Genomic DNA, 17,616 nt, shown 5'->3' with positions numbered 1-17,616 from the left:
TATACGCTCAACCCCTTCTTCCAAACCGTTCCGGCGAGAAAGCTTGATTAAATTCGGATGCGTTCTTCCCTTCCACGCAATCGGCAGCAAGCATGGCGGTAGCCGGACTAAGAAGAATTCCGTTCCGATAATGGCCAACCGCGAACGCGACATGGCTGGCGCCCGTCAAAGATCCGATCAAAGGAAAACCGTCTTGGGTGGAAGGACGCAAGCCGGCCCATCGGTGAAACGGGATCTTGTTCTCAAGGAAAGGAAACGCTTGTTTGTTCCATTTCCTCAGCCGGTCGATCCCCTTATCCGTTACCGAAGTATCGAAGCCGGCAACATCCTCCGAAGCCCCGCATACTAACGTCCCGTTTTCTTTGCCTACCAGATAGCCCTGATTGCTAAAGACCATATGCCGAACAGGCTTCTCTTCGACCTCGTAAGCGCAAATCTGGCCTCGGATCGGGTACACGGGAATACGGAGGCCGAACGTATCGGAAAGCTCCTGCACCCATGCCCCCGAGCAAACAAGCAATCTGTCCGCGCTGAACGAGCGCTGATCCGCCGACTGAACGGCAATTTCATTCCGCCATTCGGTGACGGACAGCTTCCCTAAATTGTCATGAATCTCGACACCCGTTATCCGGCAAGCTTGCTCAAGAGCGCTTACGTAGTGCGGCGCGTAGAGATGGCTCTCTTCCGGCGTATGAAGTGCTGCCCGTACGTTCCTCGACAGATTAGGCTCCAGACGGAATAAAGCATCTCCTTCCAATATGCTGCCGGAGGATCCGAACTGTTGCTGCCACAGGAGTCTGCCTTCCAGAGCAAGCAGATCCGCCTCATGGTAGGCAATATAGAGACTGCCCGAGTTCGTGTATTCGAAATTGCGGCCCGAAACCTTCTTAACCATCTCTTGCCAATCCGGGTATAACCGCAGGCTTTGCAGACAAAATCGGAAAAAGGCATCGGGACTCTCCAGATTCTCGGAATAAGGCGCCAGCATGCCCGCGGCCGCGCCGGAAGCCTGCCCGCCGCAACGATTGATTTCCAGCACCGTTACCCGATGACCCCGTCTCTGCAATTCCAACGCGCAGGATAAACCGATGACTCCCCCGCCCATAACCAAAATGCTTTGTTTCATCTCGCTAACCAGCTTTCGTTATTTCAATTTATACTCGTCGAATCCGCTGCTTGCCGAAGCATACCGTTTCTTATCGATCCGTCCGGATAGATAAGCAAGCCTTCCGGCTTCAATGCCCATTCTCATCGCTTGCGCCATGCCGACCGGGTCCGTCGCTTTCGCTACGGGCGTATTCATCAATACGCCGGATACTCCGAGCTCCATAGCCTGGGCTACATCGCTCACCGAACCGAGTCCGGCATCCACGATGATCGGCACTTGCGCTTCCTCGACGATTAGCCCTAAGTTATACGGATTGAGAATTCCAAGTCCCGTACCGATCGGAGCCGCTCCCGGCATAACTGCCGCTGCTCCGGCCTCTTCAAGACGTTTGCAGATGATAGGATCGTCCGAAATATAAGGAAGAACGGTAAAGCCTTCTTTGACGAGAATTTCCGTTGCTCTCAAGGTTTCGATCGGGTCCGGCAACAGCGTGCGTTCATTCGCGCTAATCTCTACCTTGATCCAATCGCTCAAGCCGGAGGCGCGCGCGAGCCGAGCGATGCGCACCGCTTCATCGGCCGTTCTCGCACCGGATGTGTTCGGCAGGTAGATATACGGTTCATTCTGCAAATGCTGAAGGATGGAATCATCCTCCGTCGATTCCAGGTTTATTCGCCGAATGGCAAAGGTCAATACCTGGGCGCCAGAAGCTTTGATCGCTTCCATCTGTACGTATGGATTGGGAAACAGGCCGGTACCGATGAAAAAGCGGGATGTCAATTCATAGTTGCCTATACGTAAAACGTCGCGTCTCATTCGTCAACCTCCTCCTACAAAGTGTACAAGCTCAATCGGCATCCGGGGATGAACCTCCGTATCCGCCCATTGATCCGCTTTCAGAACGACGCCGTCCGCCTCTACGACAACCGGCTTTCCTGCCAATCCGTAATGTTCAATGACATCTTGAATCGTCCGAGCGTCCAGCTCCTGGCTTTTTCCATTAATGATAAGTTCCACGTGCCTTCCTCACCCCTATTTGTTCAGCTTACTCAGGAACGCTTCGCAAGTCCCTCTTACATCGCTGCTTCCGACAATCTCGCTAACTGCGCAAATCCGCGTCGCTCCCGCTGCAATCACTTCATCGACATTGCTTAGTTTAATGCCGCCAATCGCAACGAAAGGGATGCGGATATTCTGCGTTACCTCGCGTACATACGAGACACCCACCGGATCAACGACATCCGCTTTGGTCGCCGTTCGATATACGGGACCGACCCCGATATAATCCGCGCCTTGTTGCTGTGCCAGCCATGCTTCTTGAAGCGCATGCGTGGAAATGCCGATGATTTTTTCGCCGACGAGCTTTCTTGCTTCCGGCAAGGAAACATCGCCCTGCCCCAGATGAATGCCGTCCGCATCGACCTCCATCGCGACATCGATGTGGTCGTTGACGATAAAGATTACGCCATGCTTGCGGGTTAATTCCCGAAGCGCCCTGGCCTTGCGCAGCAGCTCCGGTTTGCCGCTTGTTTTGTCCCGCAGCTGTATAATATCCGCTCCGCCAACAATCGCTTCCTCCATCACCTCGATCAAATCCCGGTTCGGATGGAATTGCTCTCCTGTTATTGCATACAAACGGAAATCCCTCATCTTCCTTATCCCTCCCATTTAAGATCCGATATAACGGGCATACAACGTTTTGGCCCGTACCAAGTCATCGGTCCCCTGAACGAATACGCGGCCATCGGGAAACAGCACAAGCTGTTCGCCATCCGGCAGCTCTGCCTTGAGCAAGTAAGCATTCACAGTAATTTTTACGCATGCAGGCTCCAGCCTTTGACGCCAAACCTCCAGATCCATCGGACCGCTTCCGGCGATCTGCACCGTGCCTCGCCCGCATAAGGAAATCGCCGAGTCCTGATCGAACCTGTCCAGGGCAGGATACTCCTTCAACTGACAGCAAGGACAGTTATTCGTCGGCTCTCCAAGCTTCATTTCATAATAGTGGTTGTTCCACACATCGAATGTGACCAAGCTATTTCTTCTATTGTCATTAGCGTCGACTAAATACTTCAATGCCTCTACCGCCTGATAGGAAGCGACGATATCGACCACGGGAGCTATCACGCCGATCATATCGCAGGTTTGCCCGCCGGCATCCCCGGATTGCAGGAAGCAGCGCAGGCAAGGGGTACGGCCCGGGACCAGAATGGCGCTCATTCCCCGCGAGCTGACCGCGCCGCCGTACGTAAAGGGAATGCCCATGCGGAAGCAGGCGTCGTTTAGCAGAAACCTCGTTTGAAAATTATCCGTTCCATCCAGCACCAAATCCATGCCCATAAGCAGAGACTCGATATTATGAGCGGTGATATCGGCCACGATCGCCTCAATACGGACATCCGAATTGATCTTGCGGAGCTTCTTCTCCGCCGCGACGGCCTTCGGATAACCATTCAGCACGTCTTCTTCATCGTATAACATTTGGCGCTGCAAATTGCTTCGTTCCACGTAATCCCGATCGACGAACCGTACCAGGCCTACTCCGGCTCTAACCATATGATTGGCCAATACGGTGCCTAACGCACCCATTCCCACAATACATACCGCGCTGCTCCCGAGCTTCCGCTGCCCGGCTTCGCCGATCGGCGCAAACAGCATCTGTCTTGAATATCGTTCGTCCACCCGACCTGACTCCTTCGCCTATAAATGACGGAATGCTTGCTCTGCATTCACGTCCTGCTTGATTTGCCCTTGCTCCTTCAGCCATGCGATAATGGAGCTCCATGATTTCTCGGACTGGCTGCCGAAAGGCTCCATCCCCGCATCCATCAGAGGAAGCAGGATATCCAAGCTTTTTCTCTCGATTTCAGCGTCCAGCGGGAACTGTTCGTCTTGCTTATCCAGCAAAATTTGCAGCGCTTCATCCGGGTGACTCGCGGTATACTCTTGCCCTTTGGCGGCTGCCTCCATAAATTTCTTGATCGCATCGCTATTGCTCTTCAGTCCGTCCTCGCTGGCTGTCAGAACCAACTCATAGTAATCCGGTACGCCATAACGGGAAGGATCGAAAGCAATCAGCTTCTCGCCTTCCTTCTCCAATAACAACTTCTCATGGTTTATATAGCCCCCGATAATAGCGTCCACCTTCTTCGTGGTCATTGCCGGAATCAGATCCCAGCCGACATCCACATAATTAAGCTTCGCTGGATCCCCGCCGTCCGATTTCACCATCGTGTCCACGATCGCTTCATCGAGGGGAATCGAGGGATAACCGATTTTTTTGCCGACAAGATCTTTGGGACTTTGAATCTCTCCCGAATCGAGCACCATGAGTTGATTGAGCGGATGGCGAACGATCGCTCCGACGGATACGATCGGAATGCCCTCGGAGCGCGATATCGCCACCTGCATTTGATAGCTTAGCGCCAAGTCGGCCTTGCCGGTCGCTACCAGCTTAAGCGCATCATTCGTGCCGGCAGGCGTTTGGAGATTTACCTTCAATCCCGCTTCTTCGAAAAATCCCTGCTCCTCGGCGGCATACAAGAAGGTATGCACGGCATTCGGATACCAATCCAGCAGCACCGTAAGTTCTGTCTCTCCGGACCCCGTTTGCTTATTGGAGCCGCAACCCGTTACCCCTATTAATACCAATACTAGAGCAATATAAAACGATGTACCTTTTTTCAATGAACGTAACCTAAACATAAATGAACCCCCCCAATTTTATACCTATCGTTACGCGCTTCTGCGATGAGCAAGAAACGCCTTTTCCACTGCCAGCACCCCAAGGAACAGCAACACGCCCATGGCCGACAGCAGCAGCACGCCCGAGAAAACGGCATCTCCCCGCAGCATGTTGGAAGCCCTCTTCGTATACATACCCAAACCGTTTTCCCCGCCAAGCCATTCTCCCAGCGTAGCGCCTCCGACGCTAATGGCAGCCGCCATCTTCAGTCCGGTAAAAAATCCCGGCAGCGCGGACGGAATCTTCCACTTGAGAAAACGATCGCGCTTGCCGGCCCCCATCGTCTGCATCAGCTCCCCGATATCGGGATCCGCGGAACGGAACCCGTCTGCCGTATTCACGGCAATCGGAAAGAACGTAAACAAGATCACGACGGCAACCTTGCTCCATATCTCATAGCCGAACCACATTACCATAATCGGCGATAAGGCGATAATGGGAATCGTTTGGGACATGACAAGTAGCGGATAGACCGTCTTCTTGGCTAGGCCCGAGCTTTCGATCCATACGGCAGCCAACACGCCGAATACGGCGGAAATTCCGAGCCCGAGCAATGCCTCTCCCAGGGTCACGGCAAAATGCTTGCCTAGCACCTGCCCGTTGTCCCGCATGGAAACTAGCACATCCGATAGTTTTGGAATGATGTAATGCGGAATATCGAATAGTGTCGTTCCTGCTTCCCACCCGGCAACCAGCAGCAATCCGAAAACAAGCACGGGACCATACGCCGAAAGGCTGCGTCTCATGTCCTTCCTCCTTCTGCAGCGCGGGCACCGCGTCCTATCAACCCTAGCAGCTGCCGCTTCAAGCCGATGAATGCTTCCCCCAGCGCGATTTCATAGCTGCGCGGGCGAGGCAGACTAACGGCAAGCTCGCTAAGCGTGGCGATCGGAGACTGCGCCGCAACAAGCACCCGATCGGATAACAGCAGCGCTTCATCTACGTCATGGGTGATGAATAGAATCGTTTTGCGGTGCTGCTCCCATACCTGCAGCAGCCATTCTTGCATGCCGACACGGGTCAGCGCATCCAAGGCGCTGAAGGGCTCGTCTAGAAGAAACAGCTCCCCTCCTCCCAGAAGGGAGCGCAGGAACGACACTCTTTGCCGCATGCCGCCGGATAGCTCATGTGGATACTTGTGCTCCGTTCCCTCCAGCCCCAAGCCCGGAAGCAGCTCCAAGACCTGACGGCGGGCTTCACGCTTCGTTGATCCTCCTAGTTCCAGGCCTAACGCGGCATTATCCAGCACGGTTCTCCATGGCATTAGGCAATCCCTTTGGGGCATATAACCGATCTTCCCCAGCTTCGACGCAGCTGCTGCGGAGTCTCCCGTTGCTCCTATGGCAATCGTTCCAGCCTGCGGATCCAACAGCCCAGCCAGCAACCGGAATAGGGTGGTCTTGCCCTTGCCGCTAGCCGCTAGAATGCTAACGAATTCGCCTGGCCTAATATCGAAGTCCAGCGCATCGAACAAAGGAGGCTCTCCGGGAAAGGAAAAGCGAAGCCCCCGAACCGACAGCGCCAGCGGCCCTTCTTCCTTCTTGGGCATGCTCAAACCGGCCACTCCTCTTGCCGGTAGGCCATATCCCAGAACAGATACTCAAGCTTGGACGCGACGACGAAGCGTTCTTCCAGCCTCGCCAGCTCCTGCTCGGGAAGTCCTTCCGCCAATCGATCCATCAGACCGATACACCAGTCGGTGAGCGCTCCGAATTCCTCGGAACCGTACATCAGGATCCATTCGCGATACAGCGGGTGATCCAATGCGCCGGGAACCTTCGAGTAAGCGGCTCCGATCTCCCGGTAGCTCCACATGCACGGGAGCAGGGCGGCTACCACATCTGCAAGCGGCCCTTGCGCGGCGGTATCCAGCAGATACTTGGTATACGCTACCGTGGTCGGAGCAGGGCGCGTCTGCTCGAGCTCCTCGCGCGATACGCCGAAGCGCTCCGCGTATTGCCGATGGAGGTCCATTTCCACGTTCAGCGTAGAATGCAGCAGCTCCGCGAACTTAACCATCGTATCCAGATCCTGGGCCTTCATGCTGCCTATCGCGAACATCTTGGCATAATCGATCAAATACACGTAATCCTGTTTGAGATAATAGATAAATCGTTCGGGATCTAAATTTCCGTCTCTTAATTCCGTCAGGAACGGATGAGCGTGACTCTTCATCCATATCTCCTCGGCCGAACGGTACAGCCTATCGCTGAATGGGCTCATCGGTTTCCACATCACTTTCAATATGATTCAAGGATGAGTGCACGCTCTCCGGCTTTACCCGGTTGCACCAGTCCGCAATAAAAGCAATCATGACTTTCGCATAATCGACCAGTTCTCTCCAGTCCGTGCTCTCGTCTAAGGAATGAGCCTGCGCAAGCTCTCCCGGACCGTAGATAAGCGTCGGAATTCCCGCCCGTCCCAGCCAGCCTGCATCCGTAACGGTCGGGCTCATGCCGACGTCGGGGGGGGCACCGAGCACTTCTTGGTGGCTGGCGAACAAAGCCTTCAGCCCTTCGCCTTCCGTATTCAGCTCTAATGACGGGAAAATCTCTCCCCGCTCCTCGATCATCGACCGGCCTCCCCAGCGGAAGGTAGGCGGATGATTCCTCAGCCAAGGATCGCCCTGGGCGACCCGGAGCAGATGTTCTTCGATTTCGGCGGCAACCGTTTCATAATCCTCGTTCGGATAAAAGTGCACCGTAATCCATAAGGAGCAACGGTCCGCTACGAATGCCGCATGACGGCCTCCTTCGATAACCGCCGGATTGATCGTATTCGAGCCTGCCGGGAAACCCGGATAGGCTTTGGTCACCGCCCAGTGGCGCTCCAGCTCTTGAAGCCCGGCGATTAACTTGACCATCTTCTCGATCGCGCTGGCGCCTTGAACGCCGCCTCCCGCATGGATCATTCGCGATCTCATCCCGTCATGGTAGGTTACCGGGCTTTGTACCGTGACCCAACCGGTAATTACCCCGCCTTGTCCTTGAATGGCCAACCCGCTCGTATCCGCGACCACGGCTAAGTCCGCTTTATGCCCTCTCTCCATGCAAGCCCGGGTCCCTGCCTCGCCTGCCTCTTCGCCGATAACCGAATGAAAGAGCAGATCTCCCTTAAGCTCCACTCCCGCTTCCGCGAGCAGCTTCACGGCGAACAGAAGGGCAGCAAGCCCCCCTTTCATATCCGCCGTTCCTCTGCCGTAAGCTCTGCCGTCTCTCATCGTTAGCTTAAATGGATCGCCTTGCCACTCCCGCGCATCCCCTACTTCGGCTACGTCCATGTGCCCGTTCAACAACAGGCTTTGATAATGATCCCGCTGCGTGCCCGGCTTAACCGCGGTAACATTCGGATCGCCGGGATACACCTCCCATAATTCCGTCTCGAAACCGCTCGTTCTAAGCTGCTCCTCCAGATACCGCTGCGCCTTTAACGTATTTCGAGCCGGCGGGCTAACCGTAGGATAAGCGATCAAATCCGTCAGAAGAGTGAGCAGTTCGTCCTGCCTCTCCTCCGCTTGCTGTTGTACCCGAGTAATGATAGAATCCATCATTGCTTTGTTCTCCTTCGCTAGGAAGCAGGCGCGAACAATAGAAAAAAACCATTCGAGAATAAACGAATGGTTTGGATTCGATAAGTTCTCTACGCCAGCATTACCTGGATCAGATTAACGGTCAGGGAAATAACGTTCCCTATCTCAGCCGGACTCCATCCAGCACCCATACTCTATTATTAAATTAACTTTACTATAGCTCACAAGTCGGTTTTTCGCAACATTCTCTCTTCTGGCAATCCTCGAACCGGATAGCCGGCGTCCGTTGTATGATGGCAAGTTTCTTCAAGGATGCTACCGTTCCCTTCGCCCATGCCGGGATACTCTCGCCCCTCAGCGCCAACGCTCACTGCGTTTCTTCACATAGTTTGCAAACACATAACGCCAAGGAATGATAAAAGGAAAAATGACAACCAGCAAGCATGATGAAGCCGTTTCCCAGGTTGATTCATCCATTTGACCAGCCGTCCACAGCGGAAGAGCGACGACGATCAGCCAAATCAACTTCCACAGCAACTCCCACAGAAGCAAAGGCAGCATTTGCAACGGATACCGAAATCCCAAAACGGATAATAGCGAGAAGGAGGTCAGCATGCAGGCGACGACTCCGTCCATTAGCTCCCATGATTTCTCCGGATCGACAGCCTTAGCAATGACCTCCGGCCATTGTACGATACCAAGCCCTACGACAACGAGAAGATACAAGGCCCTTAACAGATATAGTCGTGACAACGAGACTTCCTTCGTTTCCTTACTTTTGCTTGAATTCAATTTTTATTCCTCCTATCATTAATTGTATTCTCGTTGCAACGAGCTAGCTCAACTATATGACTATGTTCTCGGCTAATCATGTGTACTACTTAAATAGTACACTAACACTCTTGACTAGTCAATACAATCTAGCGTAGAACGATACAAACCCAGTATCGTTAAGACACTGGGTTTCATTTTACAGATATCTTTTTGCAGGTCATAAGGTACTAAGCCGCAGTTCATAAAAATACTGCACAATGGGATGCTTTACCTTCATTTTTTCGGTCATGTTTAACATTCGCTTTTTCCCGACTCGCCTGTCCACCAAAGCTAGAATATTCAATAAAATATCCTTGCTCTCTATGCTATCCTCTATAGAAGTGGATAGAAACGTATTAGCTACAACGACAAAATTCGACTTGCTTAATGATGATTGTGCGGACATAAGCTCCTTAGCAAGTTCTGTTCTTTTTCTGCTTCTTGCCATTACTTGCAGACGATCTTCCGGAACGACTCCCTTGGTATCTTTTCTGACCGCATCTATTTCTTCATCGTTGATCGGAATTTGGATACCTGAATCGTTCTTGATTTCCAGCTCCGTCTGATACCATCTGATCAAGGTCGTTTTGTCGCTCATATTGAGTACCTTCTTCTTATCCACCGCAAGATAACAAAGTCCTGCTTTGTCTGGTAAGTAACGGTAGCTGGATGCAAGATATTCGACCCTTCCAACTAACGCAGGACTGAGAAAGCTCTCCAGCTGTTGCTTCAATTTGCTCCAGGACATGTCATTCTCCTATGTTCAAAAAATTCAAACCCTTAGCAGCCCGCGAAAACCTCTGGCACCATAATAGGATTCTGCTCCATTGTGGTACACGAAGACAGTGTCGTAGCGGCGATCGCAAAAGAGGGCTCCGCCGAGTTTTCTAATAGGAGCAGGCGTTATCACCCAACTCGATGTTTTCATATCGAAATTCCCGAATTCCTGCAGCTTCCGGTATTGTTCTTCCGTTAATAGCTCAATGCCCATGTCAGCAGCCATGTCCATAGCGCTATTCGCTGGTTTATGCTCTTTTCTTGACTCCAGCGCTGCACGGTCGTAACAAACACTTCTGCGGCCTTTAGGACTTTCCGCTGAACAATCAATAAAAATGTATTCGCCCGTCTTCTTGTCATGACCGACAACATCCGGCTCGCCGCCGGTTTTTTCCATTTCATTGAGCGACCACAGTTTTTCAAGATTAGCCTCGAGCTTTGCTTGAACATCGGCCCATATCAGGTCCTCATGGCGGTTCGTATTTTTTTCAAATCGGCCTTTTAAAGTTTTGAGTATGACTTCCATTTGTTCGTGTGGCAAATCCTTTTTTATCATGTTAGTTCCTCCTCATTTAATAGGTATGGCTCCCGCCTACAGCGTCTCCGTACTAAGCGTAAATCCTTCAATGACCGCATCCTCGTCGACCTCGATCAAGATGCAGCGTTTCCCTCTGTAATTGACCTGTTTCACATACTTTAAATCTTGCGGGCTGACCGAAATCGTGGCTACCTTCGTATCGATTTTAATCGATTTCGAAGTAAACTTCGGAATGACGCTGCTCGCTTTGAGTTCATAATTTTTGTCGTCGACAACCGTTTCGAACGCAAGTTCCACCTTTTCCGTCGTCACATTGTCCACGCCGCTTGCAGTCAGGAGATGTGCTACATCCTTATAATCCAGCTTCGGAGGCTCTTCCTCCTCATTCGTTTCAATGATCTGGTGAATTTCCTCGTACACATGAGCTATCGTTGCCGCATCGAGCTGATCTCCCGCCACTTCCTTCACGATTTCCTCGAAAATGGCTCTCTCTTCCTGCGCCGTTACGGACTTCTCGGCATTCAAGACTTGCTCGATAAAATTCGGATTCGGTTCATTGGATTTCCCCGCGCAATACATAATGCGGTTCACGTCGGAATAGTTGTCCGTCACGCTAGGGAAGAAAAAGCCTTGCTCCGGCGCGTTCAATTTGATGATCGGATCAACGAATACATTATACTTGAACTCCCTCTCGACATAATCGAACATGAGGGTGTTTCGCTGTTGTTCCGTGGAATTCACGCTGCACAGAATGAACGGATTCACGAATAGCTCGTCCTTTCCGCTCTCCTCGGCTTCTTCGTTCCTTTCCTTGGTCGGCCGAAAATATTGTCCGCGGACGAAAGTAATCACCGTATCCCGTTCATACTTGGTATCCGCCAACATTTTCTCCACCATCAGAATCATCAGATCATGCCATTCTTCCGAATCGCCGGTCACCAACGCTTGATGGAGAAGCACCTGCGAAGGGTCTTCGGCTTCATCCATAAACTTTAACTCGAATAACTTCTGATCCAATTCGCCCGTCAGCAGTTTTTTGAAATTGCTCATATACAGCTCCTGCTTCTCTCTGTCCAACAGGGCGAACGGCTGACGCTCGTAATGATAGATTTCGTTGCTTTCTTTCATAATGTACACGTTAAGAATTTCGAACAGGTTAAGCAAATCATTATCCAACTTAAATTGTTTGCGAATATGTGCAAGTTCTTTTTTTATCATGTTCCGTCAGACAGCTCCTATGTAATAAGATGGCCTTACCATTATAAACTAAAAAGGCTCAAGCCGCATGGGCTTGAACCTCGTTCCTTGCGATTGGGTGATTTGAGTAATCGTTTATTTATTAATATCAAAATCGGTAGCCTGTTCCGAAATTATAGTAGCGGGGTTGCGAACTTCACCTCCGGAAACCGGCTATCCGGTCCTTTCATTAAGATTCCGCCTTGATTTTTCAGATACATATCGAAGAAATCCAGCATATAGGCATTGATAACGGAGCTCGCTCTTTCGGGCGCAATCTTTCCTGTAATGCCCAGCATTTTGAAAATCGGAGAAATGAACTGTACGTCGGCAAAATTCAAATGCTCTGTATTGTCGATATAGAGGAATTGTCCCCCTGCAGCAACCGTTTCGCGCATCCGTTCAAGCTCTAACTTTTTATCTTGCGTTACTTGATCCTCCCACTCTCTTGTTGATCCCATACGGTTAAGCTCTGCATCCGTGTAGACCCGGTTATCCATCACCCTTTTTAATTTTTCGAAATAGCTTTCCGAGTTGATGAACAAAAACGGCTTTCGCAGACCCTCTCTGTCACGCAGTCGATAAAGCCCTCCATCTAAGTCTATTCCAACCGCGATTCGCGGATCGTAAGAAGCGTCATAGGCCGTCGCTCCGCCGATGGAATGACCGAACACCCCGACATGACCGAGATCAATCCTCCCTTTTAGATGACTTGGAATCTGCCCCGCTTGGATGAGCTCGAATTGGTCCAGCGCAAACGCCACATCGCCGGTTAAAACTTTTCCCAACTTGTCGCGATTTCCGCTTTCCGTCCGATAATCATGGTCCGGCGAGAATAAGTCGTCGGTTGTGCTGGTCGTGATTCGACCGTCCGGAAACTCGGTTGCAAATGTATTGTAGGTGTGGTCGATCACGGCCACGATATATCCGTGACTCGCGAGATTTTCGGCTTGCGACGTGTGGAGGAACCTGGAAGAGCCGTTGCCGGGATTCGCAAGGATCAGCGGGTATGAAGTCTGTGCCGAAGAAACTTCGGCCCCCGAATAAGCATGACTGGATACGTACTTCAGGTGTTGAAACGTAAACCCGGGAAGGCCATAGTCCGCGGCCATATAACGTAAAATCCGGGTATCGGGAATAAAGGGAGCGTACTTGCCGGTGCCAGCTTGAGCCGGATACCAGACCTGAACCATCAATTCCCTCTTGCCTGTCGCGGTTTTGACGAATGTCTCCTCCCGACTTGGATCGATGAAATGAAAGACTTGCGTGCCTACCGTAAACTCGCCGGTTGGCGCCGGAAAGTCGATTACGGGAAACACATAGAGGAAGCACCCCGTTACGATTAGCCCAATCACGATAAAAAGGCGGCCCAGCACCTTACGGATTCGCGAGGCAGTCCGAACGACTTTCGGCGTTATGAAAACGTCAATAAGCGAAAGCATAAGCATCAGGATCGTAAATCCGTATAAAAATAAAAGCTGAATCCTGTACCCTTCGACAAACAAATGTATCGCTAAAAAAACGGAGCCTGCTCCGCTTGTCAGGAGCAAAGCTGATCTTCGGATACGTTGATTGAAAATGAACAGGAGTGCCAACAAACAAGCACTTGAAAAGAATAGCAGTATTTCAAAAAACCTCACGCCAACTCCCCCTTAAAAATAATCCTATCAATGGTTAGTATAGAGGAGCAGCTAGGTTGATACTATTGATCTAGATGACAATTGCCTTACACTCTTGTAAGTTAATTCTTTTCGAAATATCATAGACGAACCCTCCTTGCTCGCATAATGGCCAACGGATGTTGACATATTTAATGAAAGCGGACATAGAAAACAGACCCCGTCGCCGGGGTCTTTTCGCTATGCGGTGTCGGAATGGTGAGGATGAACGGAAATCGCAGCATTCTAGCCCCCAAACAACTCATGGCATGATGACTATGCGTTAAGGGGATACGGCCGGCTGTAGCAGGGTCGGAGTTTTTTGCCTCGGCTCCTAAACTAGCGGCGCATTCCTCTACCACCGCCGCGTGACGGGGTAATTTGAGTGATTTTTTCTCCATTGACCGTAACTTCGCCGCCATTTAATTGAGCAGTACCATCCGCATCAAAGGCTGACGAGGCTTCAACAGTTATGGTGCCTCCATTAATATAGAGGTCGCCGTTTGAATCAAAGGCGTCCGTATCTCCACTGCCCATACTTACATCAATGGTTCCTCCATTGACTTCAATAACGACATTACCATCGGCTTTTTGCGAGGCGTTAATCCCGTCATCCTTCGCATACAACGTGATCTGACCGTCATTAATCTTGACGGAGGTCGCCTCGATACCTTCTTCGCTGGTCTCTATGTTAATAGTGCCGCCATCGATTTGAACAAAGCTGTTACCGCGGATGGCATCATCGGCAGCGGTGATATTTAACGTGCCGCCTTCAATATAGATATACCCAAGGGAATCATCCTCATCGTTTTCGCTATGCAGGGCATCCTTATCAGAATCTATTGTAATCGTTCCATCATTGATTAGAATGGCGTCATTGGCTTCTATAGCATCCGCCGATGAATGAATGGTATACTCGCCTCCGGTAATTTTAAGATCATCCTTAGAAGAAATACCATTGCCTTGATTCGATAAAATTGCTAAGGTTCCGGTTCCATTCAGGGTCAGATCAGCTTTGGAGAAAATAACCGCATCCAAATTGGTATCGCCATCCGCCACATAGCTTCCGGAAACCTCCATGCGGTTCTCACTGTCAGTGGATGTAACGAATACTTTATCCGCTGCTTTCACATAGATGGCAGGTGAATCTTCATTGGTTATACTTACGCCGTCAAGGACGATTTGAATTTTTGCATCCTCGGCAGCATCAACCACTACCGTCGCATTTTCCACCTCGCCGCTTAAGACATAGACGCCTTCCTTATTCAGTGTCACATCTTGATTGCTTTCCAAATTCATTTGTGTTGCAGTTGCAAGATCCGCCGACTGTTCTAAATCCCGATCACTGAATAATTCCGATGTGTCTGGAACGGAAGCTTCCGCTGTTGAGGTAGCGTTTGATGTTGTGCTTGACGTTGTGCTTGACGACACGGTCGAACTTGCTGTTTGAGTAGTTGCGGCAGCTTCCCCGCTGCCGACTTGTGCCTGAGAGCATCCCACGGCAGATACGGTAAGCAATGCGGCCAAAGTAATGGCGCTTATGCTTTTAATCTTCTTGGTTTTCATGAATGAACACTCCTCGTATAATGAATAGCAATCATCTGTTTATTATTCAGAAAGCATTATCGCTTCATGACTTAATCCTAATGCGGATAACTTAAATTAAACTTAAATAACGAATCCTAAAGTTCTCTATCCGATTAAAGTCAGCCAAAATAAAAATCCCTCAAACTTATCCGTTTGAGGGATTATAAAACACAATTCATATATAACTTTCAAAGCCCTTCTTATCAGGCTGTTTCCTGGCAGATACTTTTCGACTCTCTGGATGAACCGAATCAATCCCTCGAGCGAGTGCATCGGGATCGATGTTTACACTTATCCCGAGACGATCGACAATGAGGTTGCGAATGGTACTTTTTCCACTTCCATTGTTGCCTGCAAAAATGTACATGATCGATGTCATTTCATTTACCGTTGCGGAGCCAGCTATTCCCAACTTATTCGCAAGCACGTTCAGCAAATGTTTTCTTCATTCATGTTCTATAATAATGTCCGCGCAACGAATAATGAGTTCAGGCATTCCCGTGCCTGAAAACAGGATATGGGCTTCATAGCCGTCATCCATGCAATACAGTTCTTCATATATCCAGTGACTGCCCACAATATGCTCGTCATGCCTGATGATTTCAACTTTATCAAAAGTGATCTTATTGAAATTAGTGAACCCGCCCTCTGTGTCCATTCGCATGATAATCTGCTTGCCGGAGGTCAGTTCCATTACTCTGCAATCGTGAAAACGGAAATGGTTGCGAATATGTTCTGGAATGTTCTCCGCTTGTTGTGCCTGCCTATATTCATCTACGAGTAGCATCATGCGCTTTTCATTTTCTTTGCTCAGTTGCTTCAACTCGTGCAATACTTCTTTCGTACAATAGCCTAGTGAAAATACCCGCATATCCGCAATGCGGGAAGACAACTCGTCCGGCAGTTGATGAGCCGCTTCCTTACATCGATGCCCGTGATTGATGCTGAAGTCTTCCTTACACTTCACCTCGTCAAAAGGAGACCGGGCATCATAAGTCGCAATCAATTGCTGTATATGGGAAATTTGTTCGGATGACATATGGTAAACCAAAGTATCTTCTTCGCTGATCTTTTCCCCCTTTATCCAATTATCGAGAGGCACATAATACTTACCGTCCTGTTCCAGCATAAACCGAGGATCAACATCGTAAACCTCGCGCTGCATTTTAACAAATTCTCTTTCCTTTCTTTTATAGAGCCGCAAATAGAGTGCTTCGTCACGTACATACGCTCCCTTATGCGCTCTCATGCCAAAATAAAGTCCTGTCCGCTGGCATAGATCGTACCATGCTTTTGTCAAATATTTCACGCAACCCCACCTCTATGCCCTTAATCGATTCAGCAGCACGTTCCGACACTAGACACGCAAAACATTCATCTTCTGAATGTATTTTCATGCTTAATCATACAGGTAACCAGATGTAAAGAAAATCCTGCAAAAACAAAAAAGCACCCTCAGTCTGTTACGACGAGTGGTGCATCCGCAATTCGTCACGGTTCATAATGCCTTGAAAGGGGATTTGGGATTTTTGTAATAATAAAGAGAGGCTGAGCCCAGGCTTATATTTTCAAAACCAATTTTCCGACCGTGTTCTTCTCTTCCAAGAGCGCAAGCGCTTCGGCGGCATTTTCCAGAGGATACACGCCTTGAATCTCCACATGTATCTCTTTTCTTGCCAGCATACCCAGCGCTTCTCGCGCCGCTTTCCCAGTCTCCACAGGATTACTGTCGCTGTATCCGCCTAATGTAAAACCTGCGAACTGTTTGTTGGAAAACCATATTTGATTATAAGAATTTATAACATCCTGTTCTCCGCTTGCGTTACCCACTACAACCAGTTGCCCTAACGGGCAAAGCACCTCTAAGCTTTGTTTGCGCATGCTCCCCCCGACAGGGTCGAAGACGGCATGAACGCCTTTTTGTTCGGTTGCCCGGAGGGTTTGCTCCACAAAATCGGTCCGGACGAATAATTCGTCGTATCCAAGGGATTCGGCCAGTTTTACTTTCTCGACGCTTCCGACGGTTCCAAATACCTTGCCTGCTCCCAGACGTTTCGCCATTTGCCCCAGAAAGCTGCCCAGCCCGCCAACCGCTGCATGAACAAGTACGCTGTCACCCGTTCTCATTCTATTTACTTCTTTTATGGTCAGGTAAGCGGTAGTCAGATTTACAATGGAAGCTGCTGCTGTCGCTAAGTCAAGGTCAGCTCCCAATTGATCCAGTGGAACCGTCAGATCCGGCCGCACGTTCGCCATAGAAGCAAAGCCGTTAAGATCATGCAGTGTCATCGAGGCAACGGGTTGACCGATGTAGAAGCCCTTCACCCCTTCCCCGATGGCGCGTACATACCCCGAAACTTCCAAACCGGGAGTAAGCGGCATCGGAAAAGCCGAAATGAAATCGCCGCGGCTAAGCAACACTTCGAAATAACCTACTCCAGCATAAGCAACGTCAATGGTCAGCATACCGGGGGCTGGTTGAAGATCCGGCTTCTCTCGCAGCTGCAAATTTGCAGGTCCCCCTGGTCGATCTATAATGATAGCTTTCAATTTATATTTCCTCCTTGATTGCGAATAAGTCCATTATATTTAACGACCAAGGAGGTAACCAGTTTGCAGTTATAC

Annotated in this window: 19 protein-coding genes and 1 riboswitch; all 19 genes read right to left on the bottom strand. The window is 50.2% G+C overall.

What is annotated here, in order from left to right; all coding sequences use genetic code 11:
- Positions 1-7: 7 nt before the first annotated feature.
- A complete protein-coding gene (gene thiO / locus J2T14_RS26765) occupies positions 8-1,126 on the bottom strand; it encodes a glycine oxidase ThiO (RefSeq protein WP_307475862.1) in 1,119 nt (372 codons plus the stop codon).
- 18 nt (positions 1,127-1,144) lie between these two features.
- Positions 1,145-1,924: a thiazole synthase gene (locus J2T14_RS26760; protein WP_307475860.1), complete on the bottom strand. Its 780-nt coding sequence runs from the start codon at positions 1,922-1,924 to the stop codon at positions 1,145-1,147.
- Positions 1,925-1,927: 3 nt separating this feature from the next.
- Entirely contained in the window at positions 1,928-2,125 is a 198-nt protein-coding gene (gene thiS / locus J2T14_RS26755; protein ID WP_307475858.1) for a sulfur carrier protein ThiS, read from the bottom strand.
- A gap of 15 nt (positions 2,126-2,140) precedes the next feature.
- Positions 2,141-2,758 (bottom strand): thiamine phosphate synthase, encoded by a 618-nt coding sequence (gene thiE / locus J2T14_RS26750; protein ID WP_307475856.1) that lies wholly within the window; start codon positions 2,756-2,758, stop codon positions 2,141-2,143.
- 18 nt (positions 2,759-2,776) lie between these two features.
- A complete protein-coding gene (locus tag J2T14_RS26745) occupies positions 2,777-3,790 on the bottom strand; it encodes a ThiF family adenylyltransferase (protein WP_307475854.1) in 1,014 nt (337 codons plus the stop codon).
- 18 nt (positions 3,791-3,808) lie between these two features.
- Positions 3,809-4,813: an ABC transporter substrate-binding protein gene (locus J2T14_RS26740; RefSeq protein ID WP_307475852.1), complete on the bottom strand. Its 1,005-nt coding sequence runs from the start codon at positions 4,811-4,813 to the stop codon at positions 3,809-3,811.
- Between the two features lie 30 nt (positions 4,814-4,843).
- A complete protein-coding gene (locus J2T14_RS26735; RefSeq protein WP_307475850.1) occupies positions 4,844-5,599 on the bottom strand; it encodes an ABC transporter permease in 756 nt (251 codons plus the stop codon).
- A complete protein-coding gene (locus tag J2T14_RS26730; protein ID WP_307476057.1) occupies positions 5,596-6,402 on the bottom strand; it encodes an ABC transporter ATP-binding protein in 807 nt (268 codons plus the stop codon). The genes J2T14_RS26735 and J2T14_RS26730 overlap by 4 nt, the downstream gene beginning before the upstream one ends.
- A gap of 2 nt (positions 6,403-6,404) precedes the next feature.
- A complete protein-coding gene (gene tenA / locus J2T14_RS26725) occupies positions 6,405-7,076 on the bottom strand; it encodes a thiaminase II (protein ID WP_307475848.1) in 672 nt (223 codons plus the stop codon).
- A complete protein-coding gene (locus tag J2T14_RS26720) occupies positions 7,057-8,400 on the bottom strand; it encodes an acetylornithine deacetylase (protein WP_307476055.1) in 1,344 nt (447 codons plus the stop codon). The genes tenA and J2T14_RS26720 overlap by 20 nt, the downstream gene beginning before the upstream one ends.
- 72 nt (positions 8,401-8,472) lie before the next feature.
- A riboswitch (TPP riboswitch) is annotated at positions 8,473-8,583 on the bottom strand.
- Between the two features lie 153 nt (positions 8,584-8,736).
- The gene (locus J2T14_RS26715) at positions 8,737-9,174 is read right to left on the bottom strand and encodes a hypothetical protein (RefSeq protein ID WP_307475846.1); all 438 of its coding nucleotides are present in this window, start codon (positions 9,172-9,174) and stop codon (positions 8,737-8,739) included.
- Positions 9,175-9,373: 199 nt separating this feature from the next.
- The gene (locus tag J2T14_RS26710; protein WP_307475844.1) at positions 9,374-9,943 is read right to left on the bottom strand and encodes an SF0329 family protein; all 570 of its coding nucleotides are present in this window, start codon (positions 9,941-9,943) and stop codon (positions 9,374-9,376) included.
- Positions 9,944-9,967: 24 nt separating this feature from the next.
- Complete coding sequence (locus tag J2T14_RS26705) at positions 9,968-10,528, bottom strand: DUF4256 domain-containing protein (protein ID WP_307475842.1); 561 nt, start codon at positions 10,526-10,528, stop codon at positions 9,968-9,970.
- A gap of 36 nt (positions 10,529-10,564) precedes the next feature.
- Positions 10,565-11,728, bottom strand: coding sequence for a DUF4317 domain-containing protein (locus tag J2T14_RS26700; protein WP_307475840.1), 1,164 nt, complete (start codon positions 11,726-11,728; stop codon positions 10,565-10,567).
- Between the two features lie 152 nt (positions 11,729-11,880).
- A complete protein-coding gene (locus J2T14_RS26695) occupies positions 11,881-13,386 on the bottom strand; it encodes an alpha/beta hydrolase family protein (protein ID WP_307475838.1) in 1,506 nt (501 codons plus the stop codon).
- A gap of 357 nt (positions 13,387-13,743) precedes the next feature.
- On the bottom strand, positions 13,744-14,970 hold the full coding sequence (locus tag J2T14_RS26690) for a carbohydrate-binding domain-containing protein (RefSeq protein ID WP_307475835.1): 1,227 nt from the start codon (positions 14,968-14,970) through the stop codon (positions 13,744-13,746).
- 196 nt (positions 14,971-15,166) lie between these two features.
- On the bottom strand, positions 15,167-15,427 hold the full coding sequence (locus J2T14_RS26685; RefSeq protein ID WP_307476070.1) for a hypothetical protein: 261 nt from the start codon (positions 15,425-15,427) through the stop codon (positions 15,167-15,169).
- Positions 15,428-15,436: 9 nt separating this feature from the next.
- Positions 15,437-16,300 (bottom strand): DUF4085 family protein, encoded by an 864-nt coding sequence (locus tag J2T14_RS26680; protein ID WP_307475833.1) that lies wholly within the window; start codon positions 16,298-16,300, stop codon positions 15,437-15,439.
- Between the two features lie 251 nt (positions 16,301-16,551).
- Positions 16,552-17,541 (bottom strand): quinone oxidoreductase family protein, encoded by a 990-nt coding sequence (locus J2T14_RS26675; RefSeq protein WP_307475831.1) that lies wholly within the window; start codon positions 17,539-17,541, stop codon positions 16,552-16,554.
- Positions 17,542-17,616: the final 75 nt, after the last annotated feature.

It is taken from the genome of Paenibacillus harenae (assembly GCF_030812415.1).
In the GTDB taxonomy this organism is placed as follows: Bacteria; Bacillota; Bacilli; order Paenibacillales; family Paenibacillaceae; genus Pristimantibacillus; species Pristimantibacillus harenae_A.
This window is presented reverse-complemented; position numbering and strand designations above follow the sequence as displayed.

What these genes read in the sequence shown, in the direction of transcription:
- thiO (WP_307475862.1), bottom strand. Translation starts at nt 1,126, where the DNA reads ATGAAACAAAGCATTTTGGTTATGGGCGGGGGAGTCATCGGTTTATCC.
- J2T14_RS26760 (WP_307475860.1), bottom strand. Translation starts at nt 1,924, where the DNA reads ATGAGACGCGACGTTTTACGTATAGGCAACTATGAATTGACATCCCGC.
- thiE (WP_307475856.1), bottom strand. Translation starts at nt 2,758, where the DNA reads ATGAGGGATTTCCGTTTGTATGCAATAACAGGAGAGCAATTCCATCCG.
- J2T14_RS26740 (WP_307475852.1), bottom strand. Translation starts at nt 4,813, where the DNA reads ATGTTTAGGTTACGTTCATTGAAAAAAGGTACATCGTTTTATATTGCT.
- J2T14_RS26735 (WP_307475850.1), bottom strand. Translation starts at nt 5,599, where the DNA reads ATGAGACGCAGCCTTTCGGCGTATGGTCCCGTGCTTGTTTTCGGATTG.
- J2T14_RS26730 (WP_307476057.1), bottom strand. Translation starts at nt 6,402, where the DNA reads ATGCCCAAGAAGGAAGAAGGGCCGCTGGCGCTGTCGGTTCGGGGGCTT.
- tenA (WP_307475848.1), bottom strand. Translation starts at nt 7,076, where the DNA reads ATGAGCCCATTCAGCGATAGGCTGTACCGTTCGGCCGAGGAGATATGG.
- J2T14_RS26720 (WP_307476055.1), bottom strand. Translation starts at nt 8,400, where the DNA reads ATGGATTCTATCATTACTCGGGTACAACAGCAAGCGGAGGAGAGGCAG.
- J2T14_RS26710 (WP_307475844.1), bottom strand. Translation starts at nt 9,943, where the DNA reads ATGTCCTGGAGCAAATTGAAGCAACAGCTGGAGAGCTTTCTCAGTCCT.
- J2T14_RS26705 (WP_307475842.1), bottom strand. Translation starts at nt 10,528, where the DNA reads ATGATAAAAAAGGATTTGCCACACGAACAAATGGAAGTCATACTCAAA.
- J2T14_RS26700 (WP_307475840.1), bottom strand. Translation starts at nt 11,728, where the DNA reads ATGATAAAAAAAGAACTTGCACATATTCGCAAACAATTTAAGTTGGAT.
- J2T14_RS26690 (WP_307475835.1), bottom strand. Translation starts at nt 14,970, where the DNA reads ATGAAAACCAAGAAGATTAAAAGCATAAGCGCCATTACTTTGGCCGCA.